Source organism: Ruegeria sp. H3, assembly GCF_056533095.1.
The window spans coordinates 255,675-277,785 of the sequence record NZ_JBQFOD010000003.1; the positions used below are offsets into that span (position 1 = coordinate 255,675).

A 22,111-nucleotide genomic window follows, 5' to 3' on the forward strand; every position below is an offset into this window, starting at 1 on the left:
CAGTTTGTTTTCTGATTGACCGGCCAATTAAGTTTTTCCAAATGTAACGGAATCGTAAACACCAAGAGGCGCCGATGCAGACGATTCAGGAACCCACCCGTCAGATTCCAGTGGTTCACCAAACCGATGTGTTGGTCGTGGGCTCCGGCCCTGCCGGGCTGGCTGCGGCGCTGGCGGCAGCACGCGCAGGGGCCGAAGTGTCGCTGGTTGACCGGTTCGGCTGCATGGGCGGCAATATCACCGCCGTAGGGGTTGAGGGATTCGCCTGGTATCGCCACGAACAAACGGTCGAAGCCGGCGGTATCGGTACGGAATTCGAAACCCGCGCCAAAGAGATGGGCGCGGCAGTGCCTGAAAGCCAGTCCCTCAGCTATGAGCTGGACAGCGAAGGCTTCAAACTGGTGGCTGATAAGCTGGTCGAAGAGGCGGGCGTGCATCCAATGCTGCACCGTCAGTTCGTCGCCCCGATCATGGATGGCGACCGGATCACCGGGATTATCACTGAATCGAAAGCCGGACGCGAAGCGATCCTGGCCAACGTGGTGATTGATGCCACGGGCGACGCGGATGTTGCTCATCGCGCGGGTGCGCCGACGCACAAGACCCCGCGCGAAGATATGATGGCGGCCTCGGTCATGTTCCATCTGGCGGGCGTCGACAAACGCGCCTTTATGGAGGGCGTGAAGGCCGATCCGCAGACCTACAAGGATTGGGGCGGCGGTGGCGAATGGAATATCGAGACCAGCGGGAAAGAGGACGACATGTTCTCGCCCTTCGTGCACAAACCCTTTCAGCAGGCCATCGATCAGGGGCTGATCCCGCCGCACCTGAATACCATTGCGGGCACCTGGGGCGCGATGCATGACACGGGTGAGCTAACCTATATGAACCTGATCCATCTGGCCGAGGTCGACGGCACCGACCCAGACAGCCTGACGCAGGGTGAGATCGAAGGCCGCCGCCAGTCGATGCTGGCCATCGAAGCGCTACGCCGCTTCATGCCGGGGTGTGAAAATGCACGGTTGCGAAATTTCGGGATGACCATTGGCATTCGGGACACCCGCAAGATCGACGCGGTCTACAACATGACCGAAGATGATGCGCGCCAACAAGGCAGATTCGAAGATTCCCTTGGGATTTATCCCGAGTTCATCGACGGCTACGGTATTCTGATCCTGCCCACGACGGGGCGGTACATGCAAATCCCCTATCGCTCGATGCTGCCCAAAGGGATCAAGGGCCTGCTGGTCGCCGGTCGATCTCATGGGGCCGACAGGGTCGCTCATGCAGCCACCCGCAATATGGCCTGCTGCGCCGTTATGGGCCAAGGGGCCGGAATAGCCGCTGCACATGCGCTCAAAAGCAATCGAGAGCTGGATGCGCTGGACCTGTCACCGGTTCATAAAGAGCTTGATAGACAAGGAGTTCGGGTCTTCTGACCGGCTCCTCGGCGAACTCTGACCCATGAAGTCCTTGCATCGATCAGCCCCTTAGGCCAAGAACGTCCTCGTCGGCCAGAACACGAGGACAATCATGGCTTTGCCGGTTAAGGATCAACTCAGATACTGGGGCGTCGCCGCAGCGGTTTTCGTATTGGTCCTTTGGGCATTGGGCGATGTTCTTCTGCCTTTTGTGATAGGCGGTGCGATCGCATACTTCCTTGATCCCATCGCCGACCGGCTAGAGAAGCTGGGCCTGTCGCGGGTGGCAGCCACAGGCATCATCACAGTCGTTGGTGTACTTGGGTTCATCCTGGCAATCTTGATGGTTGTTCCCGCTCTTATTACGCAGCTGCTGGATTTGATCGATATTCTGCCAAGCCTCTTCAAAGAGTTGCGCGGCTTTGTTGAGAAACAGTTCCCGTCCTTGCTCGACCAGGAGTCCAGTACTCATCAGATGCTGGTCTCATTCGGGGAAACCCTGAAGTCCAAGACCGGTGATGTGCTGGAAACGGTGCTGTCCTCTCTTGGATCAGCCATCAATATCGTGGTCCTGTTGGTCATTGTCCCGGTGGTTGCCGTTTACCTGCTGCTGGACTGGGACCGCATGATCGCCCGGATCGGAGAACTGCTGCCCCGCGACCATGCCCCGACGATCAAGCGCCTGGCGGGTGAGATTGACGCTGTACTGGCCTCGTTCGTACGCGGTATGGGTACGGTCTGCCTGATCCTAGGTACCTATTACGCGGTCGCCTTAATGATTGCGGGTCTGCAATTTGGTCTGGTCGTGGGCTTCATCGCCGGGCTGGTGACCTTTATTCCTTATCTAGGCGCACTGATCGGTGGCACACTGGCCATCGGGCTGGCCCTGTTCCAGTTCTGGGGCGACTGGGCGCATATCGGCCTGATCGCGGGCATCTTTGCCCTGGGTCAGGTAACCGAAGGCAACTTTTTGACCCCGAAACTAGTTGGCAGTTCGGTTGGGTTGCACCCGGTCTGGCTGCTGTTGGCGCTGTCTGTATTTGGTGCGCTCTTTGGCTTTGTCGGGATGTTGATTGCCGTCCCAGTCGCCGCCGCCCTTGGTGTAGTGGCCCGGTTTGGCACATCGCTCTACCTCGACAGCAGGCTATATACCGGCCTCGAAGGGCAACAGGGTCGGGAAGACGACTAAATGGCCCGACAACTGAGCTTTGATCTGCCGGCCAAAACCGCGCTGGAGCGTGATGATTTCTTTGTCTCTCCGGCCAATGCACTAGCCGTGGCTATGATATCCGCAACCTCATGGCCCGGAAACAAACTGGTGCTGAGCGGCCCAGCTGGGTCTGGCAAAACCCATCTTGCGCATGTCTGGGCAGCCGAAACTGGGGGACGCATCGTTCAGGCAACCGAGCTGGATTATGACGCAGTGCCGGAACTGGCCCGTTCGTCCATCGCGGTTGAGGATGTTCCAGCCATCGTCGATGATATCGAACAGCAAAAGGTGCTGTTTCATCTGCACAATCTGGTTCTGGCCGAGGGGCATGCCCTGCTGATGACCGGACGGCTTGCGCCCAAGCTTTGGCAGCTCCCACTCGCCGACCTGCAAAGCCGGGTTGAGGGCGCGCATCACGTTGCCCTTGATCCACCCGATGACGCGTTGCTGGGGGCTGTTCTGGCCAAACTCTTCCTTGACCGTCAGCTTAACCCCGGCCCCGAGGTTATTGCCTATCTGGTGAAACATATGGATCGCCGCTTTGAGACAGCCGCAGACGTTGTCCAACAATTGGATCAACTGGCCCTTGCTGAAAAACGCGAGATCACGCGGGCCTTGGCCGTGCGGATTATAAACGAAAAAGCGGATCAGATGAATGCAAGTGATTGACCCACTATCGGTGATTTCGCATTCTAACCCCGGAATATCTGGAAGATACATGGATCAGACAGTCGAAACCGACATCCCGGACTGGGGCCCATTCGGCAAACCTCTGTTCGATGACCCTGGCGCGCGTGCGCTGTCGCGGGTGGGCGTTGTCGATGTGGGCTCGAACTCGGTCCGGATGGTGATTTTTGACGGCGCGGCCCGATCGCCGGCTTATTTCTACAATGAAAAGGTAATGTGCGAGCTTGGCGCCGGGTTGTCTGAAACCGGAAAGCTGAACCCGCGCGGGCGCGAAAGGGCTCTGGCCGCGTTGAGGCGGTTCCAGCAACTGGCGCAAGACTTGGACCTGCCGGGCCTGCATGTGGTTGCAACCGCCGCCGTGCGCGAAGCCAAAGACGGGCCGGATTTCTGTGCCGAGGTTCAGGCCCAAACCGGGCTGCATGTCGCTGTGATCGACGGTCAGGAAGAGGCGCGCCTGTCCGCACAGGGCGTACTACTGGGCTGGCCCGGTGCTTATGGCCTGATCTGCGATATCGGCGGATCGTCAATGGAACTGGCCGAAATCGGGGATGGTCAGGTTGGGCGACGGGTGACCTCAGCCCTTGGGCCGCTGAAACTGCGTGACATCAAAGGTGGGCGGCGCGCGCGAAAAGCGCATATCAAGGACACGATGGAGGAGTTGCGCGCTCAGCTTGGTCAGCAGCGGGACCGCTTGTTTCTTGTCGGCGGTAGCTGGCGCGCATTCGCTCGGATCGATATGTTGCGCCGTGGCTACCCTCTGAATGTTCTGCATGAGTACCGCATGACCACCACGCAGGTGCGTGACACGATCAAGTTCATCGAAGCCAATGATCACGACAAACTGCGCAGCCAAGCAGGTGTGTCCAACTCTCGAATGGCGTTGATCCCCTATGCGATGGATGTTCTGGGGCGATTGATTCGCACCTTCAAACCCAAGGACATCGCGATCTCAAGCTACGGCATCCGCGAAGGTTTGTTGTACGAGCAAATGTCGCAAGAGATCCGGGATCGAGACCCTTTGATCGAGGCCAGCCGGTTTTCCGAATCCAAAGATGCCCGCCTGCCTGGTTTTGGGCGGAACCTTTACAGTTTTGTGATGCCATTGTTCAAATCAGCGCCGCCCGCGCGGGTTAGGTTAGTCAAGGCCGCCTGCCTGCTGCATGACGTGAGTTGGCGCGCGCATCCCGATTATCGGGCCGAGGCCTGTTTCGACTACGTCACCCGCGCTAATCTGGGTGGCCTGAAGCACTCCGAACGCGTCTTTATCGGGCTGGCACTGCAACACCGCTATCGCAACAAACGTGAGGGCAATCGATTTGCACCATTGTACGAGTTGCTGGATGAGACTGGGCAGAAACAGGCCGAGATCCTGGGCAAGGCAATGCGGTTCGGTGCGATGCTTTGGATGCACAACGAAGCCAACATCGGCAGACTTAGATTCTATCCTAAGAAGCGCCAGCTTGAACTGTTCCTGCCCAAAGCGGCTGAGCCCTTGTTCAACGAGGTGGCCGAGGCGCGCCTAAACTCGCTGTCAAACGCCCTGAAATCCGAAGTGCGCGTGATCATCAAAGGTTAGGCCGCCGATCAGATATCGGTGCCTTTATCTGGTGCCTGATCTTCAGGCTTGGGGGCGACCTCATCATCAGGCACAGGTTTTTTGCGAATGATGATATCGCCATTTGGAAGGATTTCGGGTGCTTCATAAGCACTCCAATCCTTAATCTCGGCTGCAAGTTCGGCCAATGCAGGGCCCATTTCCTGAAGGAAAGATTGCATTGCCGGGCCAAGCGCGTCTGCCATACCCAAAAGCTCATCCAGCGCGGGCTCCATCTCTCGACGCAGTCCTTCAAAGAACAGTTCGGCCCCCTGCTCCATCAGGGATTTGCTGTCATCTTCCTGCGCAAAGGCAGGAGTGCTGAGGTTGGCAGACAAGGCCGCGATGATCAGAAGGCGTTTCATATTGGGAATATAGGCCCTCAAAGGGTCTCAGGGAAGATCACAACTCGATATCCAGCGTGACCGGGAAGTGATCCGAGGCTGTCAGCAGCGCCTCGCGTAGTTCAACAGATGTCCAGCAGGTCGCATCTCGAAACGGGTGCCAGATGCGCCAGGCGGGTTGGCGATTACGCAGGTCTTCGCTGATCATGACATAGTCCAGCAAAGCCTCAAGAAACTTGCCCTCTTTTGGGCGGGCGAACCGGGCCGTGGAAGGGACAGACCCCGGTCGGGGTCCATGCGCCGTAACGGCATGGGGGTCAAACAATCCGGCCTGCAGCAAGATTTCAACCGATGAATGCCCGAACAGATGCTCGAACTCATCCAAACCCGGACCATCATTGAGATCGCCCAGAAGCACAACAGGTTCTTGTGCCTCGACATGGTCGGCCACCCGCCGTGACAGCCAGATTGCCTGCGCAAGTTGCTTGCGCCGGTTGGCGATTGAAATCCGGATCGCCTCATCGCGGGATTCTGCACCATGCGGGGCTTTGGATTTGAGATGAGCGCCGATCATGCGGAACTCAAAACCGGAGTTTGACTGAACCAGCAACTCCAGCGGGGGTTTCGAGAAGCGCACCACATCTTCAGTCGCATCCACATCCAAATCGATCTGAAAGGAACGATCGAACCGCGGCGCATTCGCATCGTCGCGCGGCGCATGTTGGGCCGTTAACACTTCGGGATCATAGAGCAGGGCGAGTTCCTGATGCGTGTCGTTGGCAAAACCCATAACCGCGCGCTGCGTTCGCAGATCAAATGCCTCGGCAAAGCCTTGCAATGCCCGCACTGTGTTCTGGCGCTTACCGGTATTGGGCGCTTCGACGATCAGGATGGCGTCCGCATCCAGCGCGGTCAGAACCTTGGCAATCGCCTCAACCTGCTGGGCCTTTGTCACCTCATGACGGCCCGACCAGCTGTCATCCATGATCAGCGCATCGTTTTTATCAAACAAGTTGGCGAACCATTCGATGTTGTAGGTCGCCAAACGCATCCACTCAGGCCCGCGCGCCGTTGATGTCATCCCAGGCTTGGTTGATGTCGATCATCTTCTTTTCGGCAAGGCGGATTGCCTCTTCCGGGACGCCGCGTGCCATCATTGCGTCGGGATGGGTATCGCGCACCAGTTGACGCCACACTTTGCGAATCTCAGACACCGGCATGTTGCGCGAAACGCCCAGAACCACATAAGGATCATTGGGCGCATCCGGCACGAAGCGCGCGCGCAAGGCCAGGAATTGCGCATCTGTCTGTCCGAAGATGCGACTGACGTCCTCAAGGAATTCATTCTCGTTGGGGTGATAGAACCCATCGGCCATGGCGATGTGGAACAAGCCCTCCATCAGGTCGCAAAGCGCGGTGCTGTCTTCGGAAAACATGCGCGCGATCTTGCGCGCATAGTCCTGATAGCCTGCAACATCCGTCCGCGCCATATTGAAGACCCGCGCCGCGCCTTCTTCATCGGCACGCGCGATCTGGAACACATCCCGAAAGGCCGTTACCTCATCGCGCGTCACCTGTCCGTCAGCCTTGGCCATTTTGGCCCCCAACGCGATTACGGCAATGGTGAAGGCCACCGAGCGTTCTGGTGGCGAACGCAGCTTCTCAAAAACCGCGGTCAGGCTTTCGCCTTGGGCAAGGGCGCTCAGCGCGTCGGATATGCGGGTCCAGATCGACATGGGCGTACCCTAGCGTCCCAATTCGGGACTGTCAGGTGGAACAGGTCACTCTGCACGAAGAATTTTCTGCATCAGCACAAGATCGAGCCATTGGCCCCATTTGAACCCAACTTCCGGCATAAGGCCGACCCTTTGGAACCCGACCGCCTCATGAAACGCGATAGCCGGTGGGTTGGCAGAGGATATGCCAGCCACAAGAACATGAACCCCGTCTGCGCGTGCCACAGCTTCCAGTTCGGTCATCAAGGCCCGACCGAACCGCTTGCCACGCGCCCCTTCCGCCAACTGGATCGAGTGTTCCCGCGTGTTGGCGTATCCCGGTCCGTTGCGAAACACCCCGTATGTTGCAAAACCCAGCACCTGACCCTGATCTTCCGCAACCAGAAAAGACGAGCCACGCGAGCGAATATCTTTGGCAATCGCTTCGGTGCTGCGTTCTTCCGTGGTGAACGTCACCAACGTATCGCGGATGATGGCGTTCGTGATCGCTGCGATCTGAGCAGCATCATCCGGGCGGGCTTGCCGAACCGTCATTCCAACACGCGCACCCCATTTGGCGTTTCGAACTCTGCCCGCATCGAGGCCGGACCGGTGTCGAACACAACCAGATCAAATTCTCCCAAATGCTGGGCCAGTTCCAATGCCTCCGGGTGATAGACGATCAGCCGCCGCAAACTGCACCCGCTGTCTTGCAACATCTGCGCAGGGTGCAAATCGCCCTGCCATTGGATCAACGCGGGAAACAGATTGTCGAAGGGCAAGCGTCCGTTGGGCGGCACTGCCATCCGCCAAGTCAAAGCCCCCCGGGTTAGATCAATTGGTGTGCCAGTGCCATCAGGAAACGTTGCAAGTGCGGCTTCAATATCTGGAACGCTACAGATCCAATTGGTCAGACGTGGTTCTCCTGAAAACCGATCCAGATCAAACCAACGGGTTCGCTGAGGTACAGCTGCGTCAGGATCAATAGCAATCGCTTCCAGATACAGACCATCCCTTAGGCCCAGAAGACGATTATAAGTGCCAAATTTTTCGTGCTTTCCGCCGGGTTGAAGCGAGATACCCAACGCCTGTTCGATATGGGCCGATGCCACCTCCAGCGTTTCGCCCGCAACGGCCAAGTGATCGAGTAGCATCCGCACCTCCCTAAGAAAACGACCAGATCCATAGATCTGGTCGCATGTTTCACCCAAGCGTTACCGCGCACAAGATTTTTCGTCGAAAATCCTGTGCTTGAAACTAGCTGCGCGCTTCTTTTATCAGACGCAGGATATCCTGCGCAGCCTCAGGTATATTTGTTCCGGGCCCAAAGATCGCCTTGACGCCGTGATCATAGAGGAACTGATAGTCCTGTTGCGGAATCACCCCGCCGCAAATCACGATGATGTCCTCGGCCCCAGCTTTCTTGAGTTCCTCGACCAATTGAGGGGCAAGCGTCTTGTGACCCGCTGCCTGCGAGGAAATTCCAACCACGTGGACGTCATTGTCCACCGCATCTTGCGCGGCTTCGGCCGGTGTCTGGAACAATGGGCCAACGTCCACATCAAACCCGATGTCGGCAAAAGCCGTCGCGATCACTTTGGCACCACGATCATGTCCATCCTGCCCCATCTTGACCACCAGCAACCGAGGGCGACGGCCTTCGGCCTCGGCGAATTCCTCGATGGATTTCTGGATCGCAGCAAAGCCTTCGTCGCCTTCATAGGCTGCGCCATAGACCCCGGCCAATGTCTTAACCTCGGCGCGGTGACGGCCGAATTCCTTTTCCATTGCCATGCTGATCTCTCCTACGGATGCGCGGGCGCGGGCGGCCTCGACGGCGGCGGCCAGCAGGTTGCCGCCTTCTTTGGCGGTGTTGGTCAGGGCGCCCAGCGCCGCTTGGCAGGCGGCCTCGTCTCGAGTGGCGCGGATGCGTTCCAGACGGGCGACCTGTGCTTCGCGTACGGCGACGTTGTCGACATCCAGAATGTCGATCGGGTCTTCCTGTTCCTTGCGGTATTTGTTGACCCCAACGATCACCTCATCGCCCCGATCGATCATCGCCTGACGACGTGCCGCGCTTTCCTCGATCCGCAGCTTAGGCATGCCAGAGGCCACAGCCTTGGTCATGCCGCCCATCTCTTCGACCTCTTCCATCAGAGCCCAGGCCTTTTCGACCAGCTCGTTGGTCAGGCTTTCGATATAATAGGAACCCGCCAGAGGATCGACCACGTCGGTCACTCCGGTTTCCTCCTGCAGCACCAGCTGGGTGTTCCGGGCAATGCGCGCAGAAAAATCGGTGGGTAGCGCAATCGCCTCATCCAAGGCATTGGTATGCAGGGACTGGGTGCCGCCTAGAACCGCGCTCATCGCCTCGTAGGCGGTGCGGATCACATTGTTATACGGGTCCTGTTCCTGCAGCGACACGCCCGAAGTCTGGCAATGGGTCCGCAGCATCTTGGAGCGCTCAGACTTCGCGCCGAAATCGGTCATCACCCGGTGCCACAATGTACGGGCCGCACGCAACTTGGCGATCTCCATGAAGAAGTTCATGCCGATGGCAAAGAAGAAGGACAAACGCCCCGCGAACTTATCCACATCCATTCCGGCCTCGGTCGCGGCCCGGACATATTCACGCCCATCCGCCAGCGTATAGGCCAGTTCCTGTACCAGGTTCGCCCCCGCCTCTTGCATGTGATAGCCCGAGATCGAGATAGAGTTGAACTTGGGCATCTCGTTTGAGGTATATTCGATGATGTCCGAGATGATCTTCATCGACGGCTCAGGCGGGTAGATATAGGTGTTCCGCACCATGAATTCCTTCAGAATGTCATTCTGAATGGTGCCGGACAAAACGGATTTGTCATGCCCCTGCTCTTCGCCAGCAACAATAAAGCTGGCCAGGATCGGGATCACCGCCCCGTTCATCGTCATCGAGACCGAGACCTTGTCGAGCGGAATGCCGTCAAACAGGATCTTCATATCCTCGACCGAGTCGATGGCGACACCAGCCTTGCCCACATCGCCCACGACACGCGGATGGTCACTGTCATAACCCCGGTGCGTCGCCAGATCGAAAGCCACAGAAACCCCCTGCTGACCGGCGGCCAGATTGCGGCGATAGAAAGCGTTCGATTCCTCAGCCGTGGAAAACCCGGCATACTGGCGGATCGTCCACGGCCGCCCCGCATACATGGTCGCCTTCACGCCGCGCGTGAACGGGCCAAAACCGGGTAGCGAGCCCATATGCGGCAGGTTGGCGGTGTCTTCTTGCGTATAGAGCGGTTTGACGTCGATGCCTTCCAGCGTCTCTTTGGTCAGGTCATCCAGCGAGCGACCACGCAGTTCTTTTTCGGCCAGCGCCTGCCAGTCTTTCTTATCGGTCATGGCAATATCCTTTTCTCGATTCGGGACGCGCCCGGCCTTGGCCTGCGCGCTGTTGCCTCTGAAGGGGTCGATTTGCGAGCTGTAAAACAAAAGAATTTGAACCCCTTGTACAAATCACCGGTCGCATTCACGCGGACAGGGGCTATATTCATTCCAGCAGGAGGCCCCATGACACGAACGCTTGCCTTTGTTTTTTCGGCGCTATTCCCGCTGGCGGCTTTGGCGGCCGACGGATCGGCACCCGCCGATGAGGAGTTCGTTCGCCCGGTCGGCGACAGCGATCTCAGCGAATTTCTGTGGGTCAACCGGCCCATCGTCGTCTTTGCGGACACGCCCGCTGACCCCCGGTTCCAGCAACAGATCGACATGTTGCTGGATGGCGAGGACGCGATGCGGGATCGGGATGTGATTGTGCTGACAGATACTGACCCGTCAGCGCGATCTCCGATCCGGTCAAAGCTACGCCCGCGCGGGTTCCAGATGGTATTCGTTGATAAGGATGGTGTGGTGAAACTGCGCAAACCCAGCCCGTGGAGCGTTCGCGAGATTGGCCGATCCATCGACAAAACCCCGCTACGTGAACGCGAAATCCGCGAGCGACGTGATGCGGCGAAACCGTAATTGAAATATTCACCAATAGATATTATGTTGATGGCATAGAAGGTGAGGAAAAGATCATGCTTTATAGCAGTGACCAACCAGAAAAATCTCCGGAAAAGCCGATCAGCGGCGATATCTGATCGGCTGCTAGCCCCTATTTTACACAATAGGGTCAAGGGTTTACATCCTCATTCTCGCCAGAGCGATTGATTCCCTCGGGATTTTCGTGCCCCATCTCAATATTTATTGCAACCAACGCGCGCAAACCCCAGCGCAGCGTGCTAATTCTGCGTTTCGTCAATTGTTCATGAAACGCCACTCGGCGTTCACGGGATAGGCTGCGAGTCTGTTCATTTCGGGAATCTTCAATCATCCGGCGCAAATCGGTGTATTCGGCGTAGAAACGAATTACGCCTTCAACAGCATCTTCGCCCAACGCTGGGATAGACGACGAAATCGCCTCGAACACGATGGGTTCGCTTTCCATGGTTGAAAACGGAAAATACTCGATCAGATTACCGTTCGCATCCGTGCCGTCACCACTCAGAATCCGTTTCTGGACCTTTTCCGCATGGGCCGCGATAGGCTGGTTGTCAAGTTTATCCACCAACGCAAAAATCTCATTTCGCAAAGCAATCAGCGTATCCCTACGCTGAAGATGGAATTTCTGCGCTTCGGCATAGGATGAGAATAGAAATGTGACGAACCACCCCAGAACGATAACCGAACCCGTCACCAAAGCCGGGTAAACCTTGTCCCTTGCGGCGTCCGGTACGTATTCCCAGACGACTATTCCTCCAATCACACCCAGCAGAAGAAACGGGGGCAAAACCACAAGAATCCGAAGGAAACTGCGGCGCAGAAGCGGCGGAATGGCCCAGCTGTAAAACCCGAGCACCAAAGCAGACCCGATCAGGATCAGGGTCAAATCTCCGATTTCATGTCTCAGATAGGCCAAAACCACACCGCCAAGCATTGCAGAGGTCAGAAAAGCGAGCACGCAAAAGTCTATTTCGCGATGCCCGCTGAACATCACTCGAATTCCATGATCACATCATCCACACCCAAACTGTCACCGGCACCCGCGTTGATCTTGGAAACGGTGCCTTTCTTCTCGGCGCGCAGGATGTTTTCCATCTTCATCGCCTCAATCGTGCACAATGCCTGACCTTCTTGAACCTCCTGCCCGACTTCCACATCGACTTTCACGACCAGCCCCGGCATCGGGCAGAGCAGCATTTTAGAGGTATCGGGTGGCAGTTTCTCGGGCATCAGCTTGGCCAGTTCGGCCTGACGCGGACGGCGCACCAGAACTTTCAGGTCCGCGCCACGGTTGCGCACCCGGAACCCGCCTGAAACCTTGCCCACCTTCAGAACAAGCGGACTGCCATCAACATCCAGTGCGGCCAGTTGATCACCCGGTGTCCAATCCGAGGAAACGCGGAGGCTTGATCCATCCTCGAATTTCACAGTCGCGCCTTCTTTGTCGGCATTGACCTGAACCGGAAGCTCATGCCCCTCCACAGCCACAACCCAGCGCTTGCCAACCTTGCGTTCGTGATTGTCCATCCGGCCCGACACGCGCGTGCGCCTGATCTCGGCGACGCGGTGCATCGCAGCGCAAGAGGCTGCAATCCGGCGCAGATCGCCTTCGGGCAAGGTGACACCTTCGAACCCATCCGGATATTCTTCGGCGATGAAGGCGGTCGTCATATCACCGCTGACGAATTTGGGGTGATCCATCACTGCCGACAGGAACGGCAGGTTGTGGCCGATGCCCTCGACCTCGAAACTGTCCAGCGCCACGCGCATGGCTTCAATTGCGGCCTCGCGGGTCGGGGCCCAGGTACACAGCTTGGCGATCATCGGATCGTAATACATACTGATCTCGCCGCCTTCATAGACACCGGTGTCGTTGCGCACAGCGGCCTCACCTTCCGGCGCATCGCCCTGCCATTTTCCGTTGATCAGCATCGGGCCAGCGGCAATTTCCTGCGGCGGGCGATAGCGGGTCAGACGCCCGATTGAGGGCAGGAAGTTGCGATATGGGTCTTCCGCATACAGACGGTTTTCAATGGCCCATCCGGTCAGCGTCACGTCGTCCTGCGTAATCGACAAGGGCTCACCATTGGCCACGCGGATCATCTGTTCAACAAGATCGACGCCGGTGATCAACTCGGTCACCGGGTGTTCCACCTGCAGGCGGGTGTTCATTTCGAGGAAGTAGAAGTTCTTCTGACCGTCGACGATAAACTCAACCGTACCCGCGCTGGAATAGCCGACGGCCTTGGCTAGGGCCACAGCCTGCTCCCCCATTGCCTTGCGCGTCGCTTCATCCAGGAAGGGCGACGGCGCTTCCTCCACCACTTTCTGGTTCCGGCGCTGGATCGAACATTCACGCTCTCCCAGATAGATACCGTTGCCATGGCTGTCGCACAGAACTTGAATTTCAATATGGCGCGGTTGTGTCACGAACTTCTCGATAAAAATCCGGTCATCGCCAAACGAGTTCGCAGCCTCGTTCTTGGACGATTGGAAACCCTCGCGTGCCTCTTCATCGTTCCATGCGATCCGCATACCCTTGCCGCCGCCACCAGCGCTGGCCTTAATCATCACGGGATAGCCGATCTCGTTTGAAATCTTGACCGCTTCTTCCGCGTCTTCGATCAAGCCCATGTATCCCGGAACCGTCGAAACGCCCGCCTCCTGAGCGATCTTTTTCGAAGTGATCTTGTCCCCCATCGCCTCAATCGCGCCTTTCGGCGGGCCGACAAAGGCGACGCCCTCGGCTTCAAGCGCCTCGGCAAACTTCGCGTTTTCAGACAAGAAGCCATAGCCGGGATGAACCGCTTGCGCGCCGCTTTGGCGGATGGCGTCCATGACCTTGTCGATCACGATGTAGGACTGGTTCGCTGGCGGCGGACCGATATGCACCGCCTCATCCGCCATCGAGACATGCAGCGCATTCCTGTCCGCGTCCGAATAAATGGCAACGGTGCCGATACCCATCTTGCGGGCGGTCTTGATGACCCGGCAGGCAATTTCGCCTCGGTTGGCGATCAGGATCTTATTGAACATGCGATGTCCTTTGGTTTGGTGTGCTAGAAACGCAAAACGCCGCCGCAGGGAGGGATCCCTGCAACGGCGTGATACGCGATGACGGATGGGGCGACACACGCCCCAAGGAATTTGCGTTAGTTACAGTTGTTCTGGGTTTTGCAGTAAAGGACGTTACCCGCGGCACCAACGGCTGCCCCAAACAGTGGGTCCGCGCTGAGGACCGCTGCCCCGACTGCGCCGGCTCCGCCACCCAGCAAAGCCTGTTCGCCGGTCGTGTCACCGCAGGCCGACAGGCCCGCGCAAGTTGCTGCAACCAGAATAATACGTGAGATTTGCATTTAGTCTGCCCTCTTGCTCGATTTGATATCTTTGAGATCAGATGCGGGGTTTGCGCTCTGTTATTCAATATCAAACACAGCGAATCCACATTTTGCGCAGATTTATGCCGCTTGATAGCTGCGGGATGCTCAAAGAAAAACGCGGACAGGACATTGTGGAGAACACAAGCCTGCCCGCGGAAGGAAGGGGTACGGAATAGTAGGTGCATGTGCGGCGCAGGCAAAGTAGAGCCGCACGGCCCGCTCAGGTTGCACGCCACAATCCATGCGGCAAACAAAGTATTGTTTCCTGAGAAGATTCCGGCTGGAATCTGCCCATGCGGCAAGTTTCCGCGCAAAATTGCGCCGATCGCCTTTTGCGGCGATTCAGGCCTGCGCCCGAGGCCCGGCGTCACAGTTTTGTTACATTTCAGCTTCCGAGCCAGCCTTTTCGCAGACGCAGCATAACATATTGAAGAAATCGGCCTGGGTGGAAACATGTTCACATTCATACGCTTGGCAGAACGTTTCACCCCATCGTGACCCAGCGCGCCAGAAAACGCACATTCCCTTGAGAAATCTAGGCTTTTCCGTCCCGATCTCGTGATTTCCGAAGCCGCAAAGCGCGTGGAACGGTGCAAGTGCTTACTCGCACACAAGGAAACACCCACATGACTACGATAGGTAAAAAGGCGACCCTGCTTGCGGCCTCTGCACTCTGTTTGACCGGTACGAATGCTGTGGCTGAGGACGCCCAGACACAGGCCGAACTGGATGCGCTGCGCGCCAGAGTCGAAGCGCTTGAGGCCGGCCGCGCGGGCCCTGCGAATGGTGATTTCAGAATCGGGAATACCACCCTCGACGTTTATGGCTACGTCAAAGCCGATTTCTTCTACGATTTCGAATTTGATCAGGGGGATACCGCTTTTGTGAACGTCATCGGCGAGCCATCGGCAGCAACTGATGGAACCTTTGGCGCGACGATCCGCCAATCGCGGATCGGATTGCGCACAAGCACCCCAAGCGGCATCGGTGAGATCGGCGGACAGTTGGAGCTGGATCTGTTCGCCTCGAACGACACGGCAGAGCTGCGGTTGCGTCATGCCAATATCACCATTGGTGACAGATGGCTGATCGGTCAGTACTGGACCAATTTCCAGCCGTTGGACACTTATCCGACCTCGGTTGAATTCAATGGTCCGGTCGGTATTGCATTCGCCCGGGTCCCGCAGGTCCGCTACACGGCCAATCTGGGTTCGAATACCGTGTTCAGCACCTCGATCGAAGAAAATGTCAGTGGGTCGAACTCGGACGACCCGGTTCTTACCGCTGCGGCCGAGTATAACAATGGCACATATATTGCGTGTGCTTCGGCGCTCTATGGCAACGCTCAAACAAGCGACGGTGCGACAGAGGTCGATCAGTGGGGCGTTACTCTGTCGGGCTCGATCCGCCCCTGGGCGGGTGGCCTGTTTCAGGTCAACTATGTCCACGGTCAGGCCCTTGGCCCATACCTGATTGGCCTGGGCGATGCGATTGTCGGGGGTGATGCCAACGATGTCGATGGCTACACGGTCGAGTTCCGGCAGGACTTGAGTGACAAATGGAACGTTGGCATCGCTTACGGACGCGAGGACTATGATCTGGCCACATCGACCGGAACACTGGCGTTCACCGAGTTGGAGACCATCCATGTCAACGCCTTCTACAAGGCGACCGACAACCTGACCCTTAGCGCCGAATACATCTATGGCGAGCGGAATGATGTGAACTCGGGGCAAGACTTCGATGGCAATCGGATACAGGTCGCCGCCCAGTTGAACTTCTGACGCGCCCATTCGACCCTGCCCGACATCGGGCGGGGTCTCTTTTGCTATGGGCTGTGTCAGGTTCAACATGATCAACCCGTGCCGAACAAATCAGGGAACGACGCACGCGCGGCGTCCAGATCAATTACCAGCAACGCATCATAGCTTTCCGGATCGAATGGATCTTCTGCCGGAATGACTTCGCGCCCGAACAGCCAACTCAGCCGGCCCGCATCCAAATTGCCGCGTTCAAACGGCTGATCACCGAACGCCTGCCATAGCGCTTCCATAAAGCCTGCATCGGCCCTGCGGTCGGCTGGTTTGCGATCCCGAAACCGTTCGCGACGGGTGATCGGGGTTACGCCCTTAGGGTTGGCGCGGCGAATGGTGAACTGAAAATCGGTGCCAGCCAGACGCCCGGGAAATCCGCGATGTTTCAGCATATCGACACCTCTGGCATGACGTCGTGTTTGATACCGGGAAAATCACACCCGTTTCGGGATGAGGTCATAGTGCGCACCTCCAAAGCCGCATCATTGATCTGAGACGCTTTGAGCACATGAAGTTCGATGATCATGGTCAAAGCCCCTCCCAGATACACCCGGACGGTTCCAACCGGTAGGCTTCAAAGAACTGTGTGGCATCCGGCGCGCTGTCGCCGAATTCGATAGGCCGGTCCGCCAGCGATATAATCACAAGTGCCGGGTCCAATTCGTGCTGAGCGACATAGGCAATCGCCAAAGTCTGGCACAAATGCGCCATATCCTTCGTGGCGACGTCATAGCCGATCCGACCCACGGTTGCGCCGATCTTTGGGGCAATGAACCGAAACCGAACCCAAAGCTCACCCGGATTATTGTCCAACAGAACATTGTTCAGGTGAACAGGCTGGCCAGACGGCACGGGCAGCGGGGTTTCCGATTGTGGGAAAGCCGGAGTTGCAAACAAACTGGACAGCAAAACTATGGCGCGGCCCCGGACCCGCCAATGGCAAGCTCCTCCTTCCGGGGTCGCGCGCGCAGTGCTTGTGGCCTGCGCAGTTCTATGATTGCTGGGGCGGATCATTCAACTATTTAGCAGTTTTTGTCAAACCTGCCGTATTTGGCGGCAGTTTCTAAACCATCCTCATATTCAACGTGACCCAAGGCGCAGGGCGGTTTTTCCGCCCTGAGGGCCTTACAACGGGATATTGTCGTGTTTTTTCCATGGGTTCTTCAGCTGCTTGCCCCGCAAGCTGGCGAAAGCACGCGAAACACGGCGGCGGGTTGAATGGGGCATGATCACTTCGTCCACAAAGCCACGTTCAGCCGCCACAAATGGATTCGCAAAGCGATCCTCGTAGTCAGCCACGTGCTGCGCGGTTTTCTCGGCATCTTTCAGGTCGGCCCGGTGGATGATCTCGGTCGCACCTTTTGCACCCATCACCGCGATCTCGGCCGTGGGCCAGGCATAGTTGAAATCGCCACGCAGATGCTTGGACGCCATAACCACATAGGCGCCGCCATAAGCCTTGCGGGTAATAACTGTGACCTTCGGCACGGTTGCTTCGCCATAGGCATAAAGCAGTTTGGCACCGTGCTTGATCACGCCGCTGTATTCCTGCTGCGTTCCCGGCAGGAAGCCCGGCACGTCAACCAGTGTTAGAATCGGGATCTCGAAACAGTCACAGAAGCGAACGAACCGCGCCGCTTTGCGCGAGCTATCGATATCCAGACACCCCGCCAGGACCATCGGCTGGTTCGCAACAACGCCAACAGTCTGCCCTTCGAGCCGGATAAAACCGGTGATGATGTTCTTGGCGAAATCTTCCTGAATTTCGTAGAAATCGCCTTCGTCCGCGATCTTCGTGATCAGTTCCTTCATATCATAAGGCGTATTCGGATTGTCTGGCACCAGAGTATCCAAGGATCTCTCCACGCGATCCGGATCATCAAAGAACGGACGGACCGGAGGTTTTTCGCGGTTATTCAGCGGCAGGAAATCGACAAGACGGCGCACCTCGGCCAGTGCTTCAACATCGTTTTCAAACGCGCCATCCGCGACGGATGACTTTTTGGTGTGGGTTGATGCGCCACCAAGCTCTTCAGCCGTGACCACTTCGTTTGTAACGGTTTTGACCACGTCGGGGCCGGTCACGAACATGTAAGACGAGTCCTTGACCATGAAGATAAAGTCCGTCATTGCCGGGCTGTACACCGCGCCGCCCGCACAGGGCCCCATGATCACGCTGATCTGCGGCACCACGCCCGAGGCCGTGATGTTGCGCTGAAACACCTCGGCATAGCCCGCAAGTGACGCCACACCTTCCTGAATACGCGCACCACCCGAGTCGTTGATGCCAATGATGGGCGCTCCGTTCTGAACCGCCATATCCATGACCTTGCAGATCTTTTGAGCATGCGTTTCCGAAAGCGAGCCGCCAAAGACCGTGAAATCCTGGCTGAACACATAGACCATCCGTCCATTGATCGTGCCCCATCCGGTTACCACACCATCCCCTGCAGGCTGCTGTTTTTCCATGCCGAAATCGGTGCAGCGGTGGCTGACAAACATGTCAAACTCTTCGAAACTGCCTTCGTCCAGCAACAGTTCGATCCGCTCGCGCGCAGTCAACTTGCCGCGACCGTGTTGGGCATCAATTCGCTTTTGCCCACCGCCCAAACGCGCCGCGTCACGACGGTTTTCAAGCTCGGAAAGGATGTCTTTCATGGCGCATATCCCCTGTTAAATTTGGCGAACACTACCCGCTGAGTAGCCTTGGCTAAAGTTCTTTCCAGCAAATTTGCAAATATTTGAAAACCACATACTGATAAATTGTAAAATTGCTAATATATCCAGTTCGCCCGATACTGATCTGGCATTCCCAAAAACCGCCACTATACATGTGAACAATGCAGTTCAGATCGACTGCGGTTCGCCGCACGCCACCTACAATCGGCACACTTGTATTACTGTCAGGCCTAGCGGCGCTGAGCATGAATTTGTTCTTGCCCAGCCTACCGAACATGGCGCTGTATTTTGCGACTGACTATAAGGTCATGCAATTGTCGATTGCGCTATATCTGCTGGTCAATGCGGTGCTGCAAATCCTGATCGGTCCCATCGCGGACAAAGCCGGGCGCAGGCCGGTGCTGCTGTGGGGACTTTCGTTGTTTTTGCTGGCGACGCTCGGATGCATCTACGCCCCCACTGCCGAGGTTTTTCTGTTCTTTCGAATGTGCCAGGCGGTGATCGTTGTCGGGATGGTTCTTAGCCGCGCGGCAGTGCGGGACATGTATGATCAAGATCAGGCGGCGTCCATGATTGGCTATGTCACCATGGGCATGGCAGTGGTTCCGATGATTGGCCCCGCGATCGGTGGTATCCTTGAAGAAAGCTTTGGCTGGAAAGCCAATTTCTGGCTACCATTCGCGTTGGGCGCACTGATCCTGGCCTTAACCTACTGGGACTTTGGCGAAACCTCTGCCAAAAGCGGCAAAACCCTGATCCAACAGTTCAGGGAATATCCCGAGCTTCTGAAATCCCCACGCTTTTGGGGCTATTCACTTTCGTCTGCCTTCTCGTCTGGCGCATTCTTCGCCTATCTGGGCGGCGCACCATTCATTGGAACCGAACTATTCGGGCTCAGCGCGGCCGAAGTTGGGTTTTATTTTGGTGCGCCTGCGGTCGGGTACTTTCTCGGGAATTTCCTAAGCGGGCGCTACTCTGTGCGCTTTGGCGTCAACCGAATGGTTCTTTGGGGCAGCATTCTAAACGCCGCTGGTGTGGTAATTTCAGCCGTTCTGTTCCTGATCGGCGCCGGCAGCGCGCTTAGCTTTTTTAGTTTCATGACGTTTGTAGGCCTCGGCAACGGGATGACCATACCCAACGCGACGTCCGGCGCCCTCTCTGTTCGCCCGCATCTGGCAGCAACCGCAGCGGGCCTAAGCGGTGCTATCATGCTGGGTGGCGGCGCAGGGCTCAGCGCGCTTGCCGGAGCTTTGTTGACAGTCGAGACGGGCGCCATGCCGTTGTTGTGGTTGATGCTGACGACGGCGGTTCTGGCAATCTGCTCCATCTATTCGGTGATCCGGCGCGAACGACAATTGGGACTGTAAGCCCGCTTGCCTTCGAGAGTTTGCAAAGTTAGCCTCCCAGACAGGTAAACTTGCAAAGGCACGCCATGCCCACCCAAAAACTCTACGCAGGCGCCAAACTGCGCGAGATGCGCACCCGTTTGTCCCTCACGCAAAAAGAATTTGCCGCAAAGCTTGGCGTGTCACTCCCATACCTCAATCAGATGGAGAACAACAACCGTCCGATCTCGACCACAGTCGTGCTGGCATTGGCGCAGGAGTTCGGAATGGATGTCACCGAGCTCAGCACAGGTGACAGCGAACGTCTGGTCTCTGATATGCGCGAAGCGCTCGCCGATCCGGTTTTTGCCGATGCCATTCCACCTTTGGCCGATCTTCGATTGACTGCTTCGAACGCGCCCGCTCTGGCGCGGGCCTTTATCGAACTTCATCGCACCTATCGGCAAACCCATGAACGCCTCGCCTCGTTGGACGAGGCATTGGGGCGCGAAGATTCACGCACGCAAGCCAGCCCATGGGAAGAGGTGCGAGACTTCTTTCACTATTGCGACAACTACATCGATGCAGTCGACCGCGCCGCTGAACTGTTCGCCAATCGGGCCGAGACACCGGGGGGGATCCGAGAGGCCGCACTGAACAGCCTGGCCGAACGCGGAATTCAGGTCGTGTTCTCAGACATCGAAACCTTGCGCGCCTATGATTCTGAAAGCAAGACCTTGCGCCTGTCATCCCGCGCCGCGCCACAAACACAGGTCTTCCAGTTGCTGCTGCAAGTCGCTCTGATCAGTCAGGATAAACTGCTCGAAGCCACGCTGGACTTTGCCAAGTTCCAAAGCGACGAGGCACGATCCATCGCCAAGATAGGATTGGCCAACTACTTTGCCGGTGCGTCGCTGATGCCCTATGCCAGTTTTTTGGCTGCTGCACAGGAAACCCGCCATGATCTGGAATTGCTCAGTACCCGTTTCGGCGCATCAATCGAACAGATCGCGCACCGCCTCTCAACGCTGCAACGGCCTGGGGCCAAGGGCATCCCGTTCTTCTTTGTCCGCGTTGATCAGGCCGGAACCATCACCAAACGCCATTCCGCAACGCGGTTGCAATTCGCCCGCTTTGGCGGCGCCTGCCCGCTATGGAATGTGCATCGCGCGTTCGAAACGCCCGGGCACTTTCTGTTGCAGCTTGCGGAAACACCGGACGGGGTCAAATACATCTCCCTGGCGCGCGATATCTCGAAATCAGGCGGTTCCTACGGCGCGCCGGTCCGCCGCTATGCCATTGCCCTGGGATGCGAGGTGCGCCATGCGCAGGCCCTTGTCTACGCCGACAATCTCGACATCAACAATGCCAGCGCCTACGAGCCTATCGGCATTTCCTGCCGGATTTGCGAACGGCAAACCTGCCATCAGCGTTCAGTCCCACCTTTGGAGCGCCGCTTGAGCATCGATACCCATACGCGCGGCACCCTGCCCTACAAGGTGACCTGATCTTCACCTGGCTGAATATACCTTAGGGGAACCGCAGCCCGCCGCGACGGGGGCAGAGCCCCCGCCCAAGCCCTCAGGCTTTAGTCAACATTGCCCAAATTTCGTCTTTCAGCGCCGCGCGTTTCTTGCGCATCTCACCTTCGGCCAGTTCTTCCACGGGTTCGATATTTGTCTCGGCCCGGTGCACCTGCCTGTTGATCTCGTGATACTCATCGGCCAGACGCGCAAAATGTGCGTCCGATTGCTTGAGCTGGCTCATCAGTTCGACCTTGTCCGGAAACTCTTCGGCCAGTTCGTGCGGGGTGTGAGACATGCTGTTCGCTCCTATAACATGATTGTGTGGGATCTATCTAGCAACGCACAACAGCCGATACTTTGACGCGGATCAAACCGAAGGGATCCATCTCA

Annotated in this window: 22 protein-coding genes; 8 read left to right on the top strand and 14 right to left on the bottom strand. The window is 57.2% G+C overall.

From position 1 onward, the window contains the following. Positions 1-74: 74 nt before the first annotated feature. The 4 genes from ACR0JE_RS05680 to ACR0JE_RS05695 all read left to right on the top strand — a co-directional run bounded on the left by ACR0JE_RS05680 (position 75) and on the right by ACR0JE_RS05695 (position 4,894). Positions 75-1,439, top strand: coding sequence for an FAD-dependent oxidoreductase (locus ACR0JE_RS05680; protein WP_480863456.1), 1,365 nt, complete (start codon positions 75-77; stop codon positions 1,437-1,439). Positions 1,440-1,533: 94 nt separating this feature from the next. Continuing rightward, the gene (locus tag ACR0JE_RS05685) at positions 1,534-2,610 is read left to right on the top strand and encodes an AI-2E family transporter (RefSeq protein ID WP_480863457.1); all 1,077 of its coding nucleotides are present in this window, start codon (positions 1,534-1,536) and stop codon (positions 2,608-2,610) included. Further along, on the top strand, positions 2,611-3,300 hold the full coding sequence (locus ACR0JE_RS05690) for an HdaA/DnaA family protein (RefSeq protein WP_480540484.1): 690 nt from the start codon (positions 2,611-2,613) through the stop codon (positions 3,298-3,300). It begins immediately after the preceding gene. A gap of 49 nt (positions 3,301-3,349) precedes the next feature. Further along, positions 3,350-4,894: a Ppx/GppA family phosphatase gene (locus ACR0JE_RS05695; RefSeq protein WP_480540482.1), complete on the top strand. Its 1,545-nt coding sequence runs from the start codon at positions 3,350-3,352 to the stop codon at positions 4,892-4,894. A gap of 8 nt (positions 4,895-4,902) precedes the next feature. Here ACR0JE_RS05695 and ACR0JE_RS05700 read toward each other — a convergent pair whose 3' ends face one another. The 6 genes from ACR0JE_RS05700 to scpA form a co-directional block, all read right to left on the bottom strand. Next, positions 4,903-5,277, bottom strand: a complete 375-nt coding sequence (locus tag ACR0JE_RS05700; RefSeq protein ID WP_480863458.1) for a hypothetical protein — start codon at positions 5,275-5,277, stop codon at positions 4,903-4,905. 37 nt (positions 5,278-5,314) lie between these two features. Continuing rightward, positions 5,315-6,307 carry an endonuclease/exonuclease/phosphatase family protein gene (locus ACR0JE_RS05705; protein WP_480540478.1) on the bottom strand — a complete coding sequence of 331 codons (993 nt, stop codon included), beginning with the start codon at positions 6,305-6,307 and terminating at the stop codon, positions 5,315-5,317. Positions 6,308-6,311: 4 nt separating this feature from the next. After that, entirely contained in the window at positions 6,312-6,992 is a 681-nt protein-coding gene (locus tag ACR0JE_RS05710; protein WP_480863459.1) for a TerB family tellurite resistance protein, read from the bottom strand. A 45-nt stretch (positions 6,993-7,037) separates the two neighbouring features. Next, positions 7,038-7,526: an N-acetyltransferase family protein gene (locus ACR0JE_RS05715; protein ID WP_480863460.1), complete on the bottom strand. Its 489-nt coding sequence runs from the start codon at positions 7,524-7,526 to the stop codon at positions 7,038-7,040. Further along, on the bottom strand, positions 7,523-8,125 hold the full coding sequence (locus ACR0JE_RS05720; protein WP_480863461.1) for a VOC family protein: 603 nt from the start codon (positions 8,123-8,125) through the stop codon (positions 7,523-7,525). The genes ACR0JE_RS05715 and ACR0JE_RS05720 overlap by 4 nt, the downstream gene beginning before the upstream one ends. Before the next feature lie 103 nt (positions 8,126-8,228). Beyond that, positions 8,229-10,355 carry a methylmalonyl-CoA mutase gene (gene scpA, locus ACR0JE_RS05725; protein ID WP_480863462.1) on the bottom strand — a complete coding sequence of 709 codons (2,127 nt, stop codon included), beginning with the start codon at positions 10,353-10,355 and terminating at the stop codon, positions 8,229-8,231. 168 nt (positions 10,356-10,523) lie between these two features. Here scpA and ACR0JE_RS05730 point away from each other — a divergent pair, with 168 nt between their 5' ends. Then, positions 10,524-10,976 (top strand): DUF4174 domain-containing protein, encoded by a 453-nt coding sequence (locus ACR0JE_RS05730; RefSeq protein ID WP_480863463.1) that lies wholly within the window; start codon positions 10,524-10,526, stop codon positions 10,974-10,976. A gap of 151 nt (positions 10,977-11,127) precedes the next feature. Here ACR0JE_RS05730 and ACR0JE_RS05735 read toward each other — a convergent pair whose 3' ends face one another. From ACR0JE_RS05735 to ACR0JE_RS05745, 3 genes are all read right to left on the bottom strand, one after another. After that, entirely contained in the window at positions 11,128-11,955 is an 828-nt protein-coding gene (locus ACR0JE_RS05735) for a hypothetical protein (RefSeq protein WP_480863464.1), read from the bottom strand. 32 nt (positions 11,956-11,987) lie between these two features. Continuing rightward, positions 11,988-14,033, bottom strand: a complete 2,046-nt coding sequence (locus tag ACR0JE_RS05740) for an acetyl-CoA carboxylase biotin carboxylase subunit (protein ID WP_480863465.1) — start codon at positions 14,031-14,033, stop codon at positions 11,988-11,990. A 116-nt stretch (positions 14,034-14,149) separates the two neighbouring features. Continuing rightward, a complete protein-coding gene (locus ACR0JE_RS05745) occupies positions 14,150-14,353 on the bottom strand; it encodes a hypothetical protein (RefSeq protein WP_170531909.1) in 204 nt (67 codons plus the stop codon). Between the two features lie 650 nt (positions 14,354-15,003). Here ACR0JE_RS05745 and ACR0JE_RS05750 point away from each other — a divergent pair. Next, positions 15,004-16,161 carry a DcaP family trimeric outer membrane transporter gene (locus tag ACR0JE_RS05750; RefSeq protein WP_480863466.1) on the top strand — a complete coding sequence of 386 codons (1,158 nt, stop codon included), beginning with the start codon at positions 15,004-15,006 and terminating at the stop codon, positions 16,159-16,161. Positions 16,162-16,232: 71 nt separating this feature from the next. Here the strand turns inward: ACR0JE_RS05750 and ACR0JE_RS05755 are convergent, their stop codons facing one another. The 4 genes from ACR0JE_RS05755 to ACR0JE_RS05770 all read right to left on the bottom strand — a co-directional run bounded on the left by ACR0JE_RS05755 (position 16,233) and on the right by ACR0JE_RS05770 (position 18,849). Then, complete coding sequence (locus ACR0JE_RS05755) at positions 16,233-16,583, bottom strand: hypothetical protein (protein WP_480540460.1); 351 nt, start codon at positions 16,581-16,583, stop codon at positions 16,233-16,235. Then, the gene (locus ACR0JE_RS05760; protein WP_480540458.1) at positions 16,577-16,717 is read right to left on the bottom strand and encodes a hypothetical protein; all 141 of its coding nucleotides are present in this window, start codon (positions 16,715-16,717) and stop codon (positions 16,577-16,579) included. Before ACR0JE_RS05760 ends, ACR0JE_RS05755 begins: the two co-directional genes overlap by 7 nt. 2 nt (positions 16,718-16,719) lie before the next feature. Further along, the gene (locus ACR0JE_RS05765; RefSeq protein ID WP_480863467.1) at positions 16,720-17,205 is read right to left on the bottom strand and encodes a DUF6497 family protein; all 486 of its coding nucleotides are present in this window, start codon (positions 17,203-17,205) and stop codon (positions 16,720-16,722) included. Between the two features lie 111 nt (positions 17,206-17,316). Further along, the gene (locus ACR0JE_RS05770) at positions 17,317-18,849 is read right to left on the bottom strand and encodes an acyl-CoA carboxylase subunit beta (RefSeq protein WP_480863468.1); all 1,533 of its coding nucleotides are present in this window, start codon (positions 18,847-18,849) and stop codon (positions 17,317-17,319) included. A gap of 182 nt (positions 18,850-19,031) precedes the next feature. On the opposite strand from ACR0JE_RS05770, the gene ACR0JE_RS05775 reads away from it, so the two are divergent. Continuing rightward, complete coding sequence (locus tag ACR0JE_RS05775; RefSeq protein ID WP_480863469.1) at positions 19,032-20,237, top strand: multidrug effflux MFS transporter; 1,206 nt, start codon at positions 19,032-19,034, stop codon at positions 20,235-20,237. A gap of 65 nt (positions 20,238-20,302) precedes the next feature. Further along, the gene (locus ACR0JE_RS05780; protein WP_480547456.1) at positions 20,303-21,703 is read left to right on the top strand and encodes a helix-turn-helix domain-containing protein; all 1,401 of its coding nucleotides are present in this window, start codon (positions 20,303-20,305) and stop codon (positions 21,701-21,703) included. Between the two features lie 73 nt (positions 21,704-21,776). Here the strand turns inward: ACR0JE_RS05780 and ACR0JE_RS05785 are convergent, their stop codons facing one another. Next, complete coding sequence (locus ACR0JE_RS05785; protein WP_170531892.1) at positions 21,777-22,016, bottom strand: HP1242/YdcH family protein; 240 nt, start codon at positions 22,014-22,016, stop codon at positions 21,777-21,779. Positions 22,017-22,111: the final 95 nt, after the last annotated feature.

Excerpts from the sequence above, each read along its gene's own strand:
- ACR0JE_RS05680 (WP_480863456.1), top strand. The coding sequence starts at position 75 with ATGCAGACGATTCAGGAACCCACCCGTCAGATTCCAGTGGTTCACCAA.
- ACR0JE_RS05685 (WP_480863457.1), top strand. The coding sequence starts at position 1,534 with ATGGCTTTGCCGGTTAAGGATCAACTCAGATACTGGGGCGTCGCCGCA.
- ACR0JE_RS05690 (WP_480540484.1), top strand. The coding sequence starts at position 2,611 with ATGGCCCGACAACTGAGCTTTGATCTGCCGGCCAAAACCGCGCTGGAG.
- ACR0JE_RS05695 (WP_480540482.1), top strand. The coding sequence starts at position 3,350 with ATGGATCAGACAGTCGAAACCGACATCCCGGACTGGGGCCCATTCGGC.
- ACR0JE_RS05700 (WP_480863458.1), bottom strand. The coding sequence starts at position 5,277 with ATGAAACGCCTTCTGATCATCGCGGCCTTGTCTGCCAACCTCAGCACT.
- ACR0JE_RS05705 (WP_480540478.1), bottom strand. The coding sequence starts at position 6,307 with ATGCGTTTGGCGACCTACAACATCGAATGGTTCGCCAACTTGTTTGAT.
- ACR0JE_RS05710 (WP_480863459.1), bottom strand. The coding sequence starts at position 6,992 with ATGTCGATCTGGACCCGCATATCCGACGCGCTGAGCGCCCTTGCCCAA.
- ACR0JE_RS05715 (WP_480863460.1), bottom strand. The coding sequence starts at position 7,526 with ATGACGGTTCGGCAAGCCCGCCCGGATGATGCTGCTCAGATCGCAGCG.
- ACR0JE_RS05720 (WP_480863461.1), bottom strand. The coding sequence starts at position 8,125 with ATGCTACTCGATCACTTGGCCGTTGCGGGCGAAACGCTGGAGGTGGCA.
- scpA (WP_480863462.1), bottom strand. The coding sequence starts at position 10,355 with ATGACCGATAAGAAAGACTGGCAGGCGCTGGCCGAAAAAGAACTGCGT.
- ACR0JE_RS05730 (WP_480863463.1), top strand. The coding sequence starts at position 10,524 with ATGACACGAACGCTTGCCTTTGTTTTTTCGGCGCTATTCCCGCTGGCG.
- ACR0JE_RS05740 (WP_480863465.1), bottom strand. The coding sequence starts at position 14,033 with ATGTTCAATAAGATCCTGATCGCCAACCGAGGCGAAATTGCCTGCCGG.
- ACR0JE_RS05745 (WP_170531909.1), bottom strand. The coding sequence starts at position 14,353 with ATGCAAATCTCACGTATTATTCTGGTTGCAGCAACTTGCGCGGGCCTG.
- ACR0JE_RS05750 (WP_480863466.1), top strand. The coding sequence starts at position 15,004 with ATGACTACGATAGGTAAAAAGGCGACCCTGCTTGCGGCCTCTGCACTC.
- ACR0JE_RS05755 (WP_480540460.1), bottom strand. The coding sequence starts at position 16,583 with ATGCTGAAACATCGCGGATTTCCCGGGCGTCTGGCTGGCACCGATTTT.
- ACR0JE_RS05760 (WP_480540458.1), bottom strand. The coding sequence starts at position 16,717 with ATGATCATCGAACTTCATGTGCTCAAAGCGTCTCAGATCAATGATGCG.
- ACR0JE_RS05765 (WP_480863467.1), bottom strand. The coding sequence starts at position 17,205 with ATGATCCGCCCCAGCAATCATAGAACTGCGCAGGCCACAAGCACTGCG.
- ACR0JE_RS05770 (WP_480863468.1), bottom strand. The coding sequence starts at position 18,849 with ATGAAAGACATCCTTTCCGAGCTTGAAAACCGTCGTGACGCGGCGCGT.
- ACR0JE_RS05775 (WP_480863469.1), top strand. The coding sequence starts at position 19,032 with ATGCAGTTCAGATCGACTGCGGTTCGCCGCACGCCACCTACAATCGGC.
- ACR0JE_RS05780 (WP_480547456.1), top strand. The coding sequence starts at position 20,303 with ATGCCCACCCAAAAACTCTACGCAGGCGCCAAACTGCGCGAGATGCGC.
- ACR0JE_RS05785 (WP_170531892.1), bottom strand. The coding sequence starts at position 22,016 with ATGTCTCACACCCCGCACGAACTGGCCGAAGAGTTTCCGGACAAGGTC.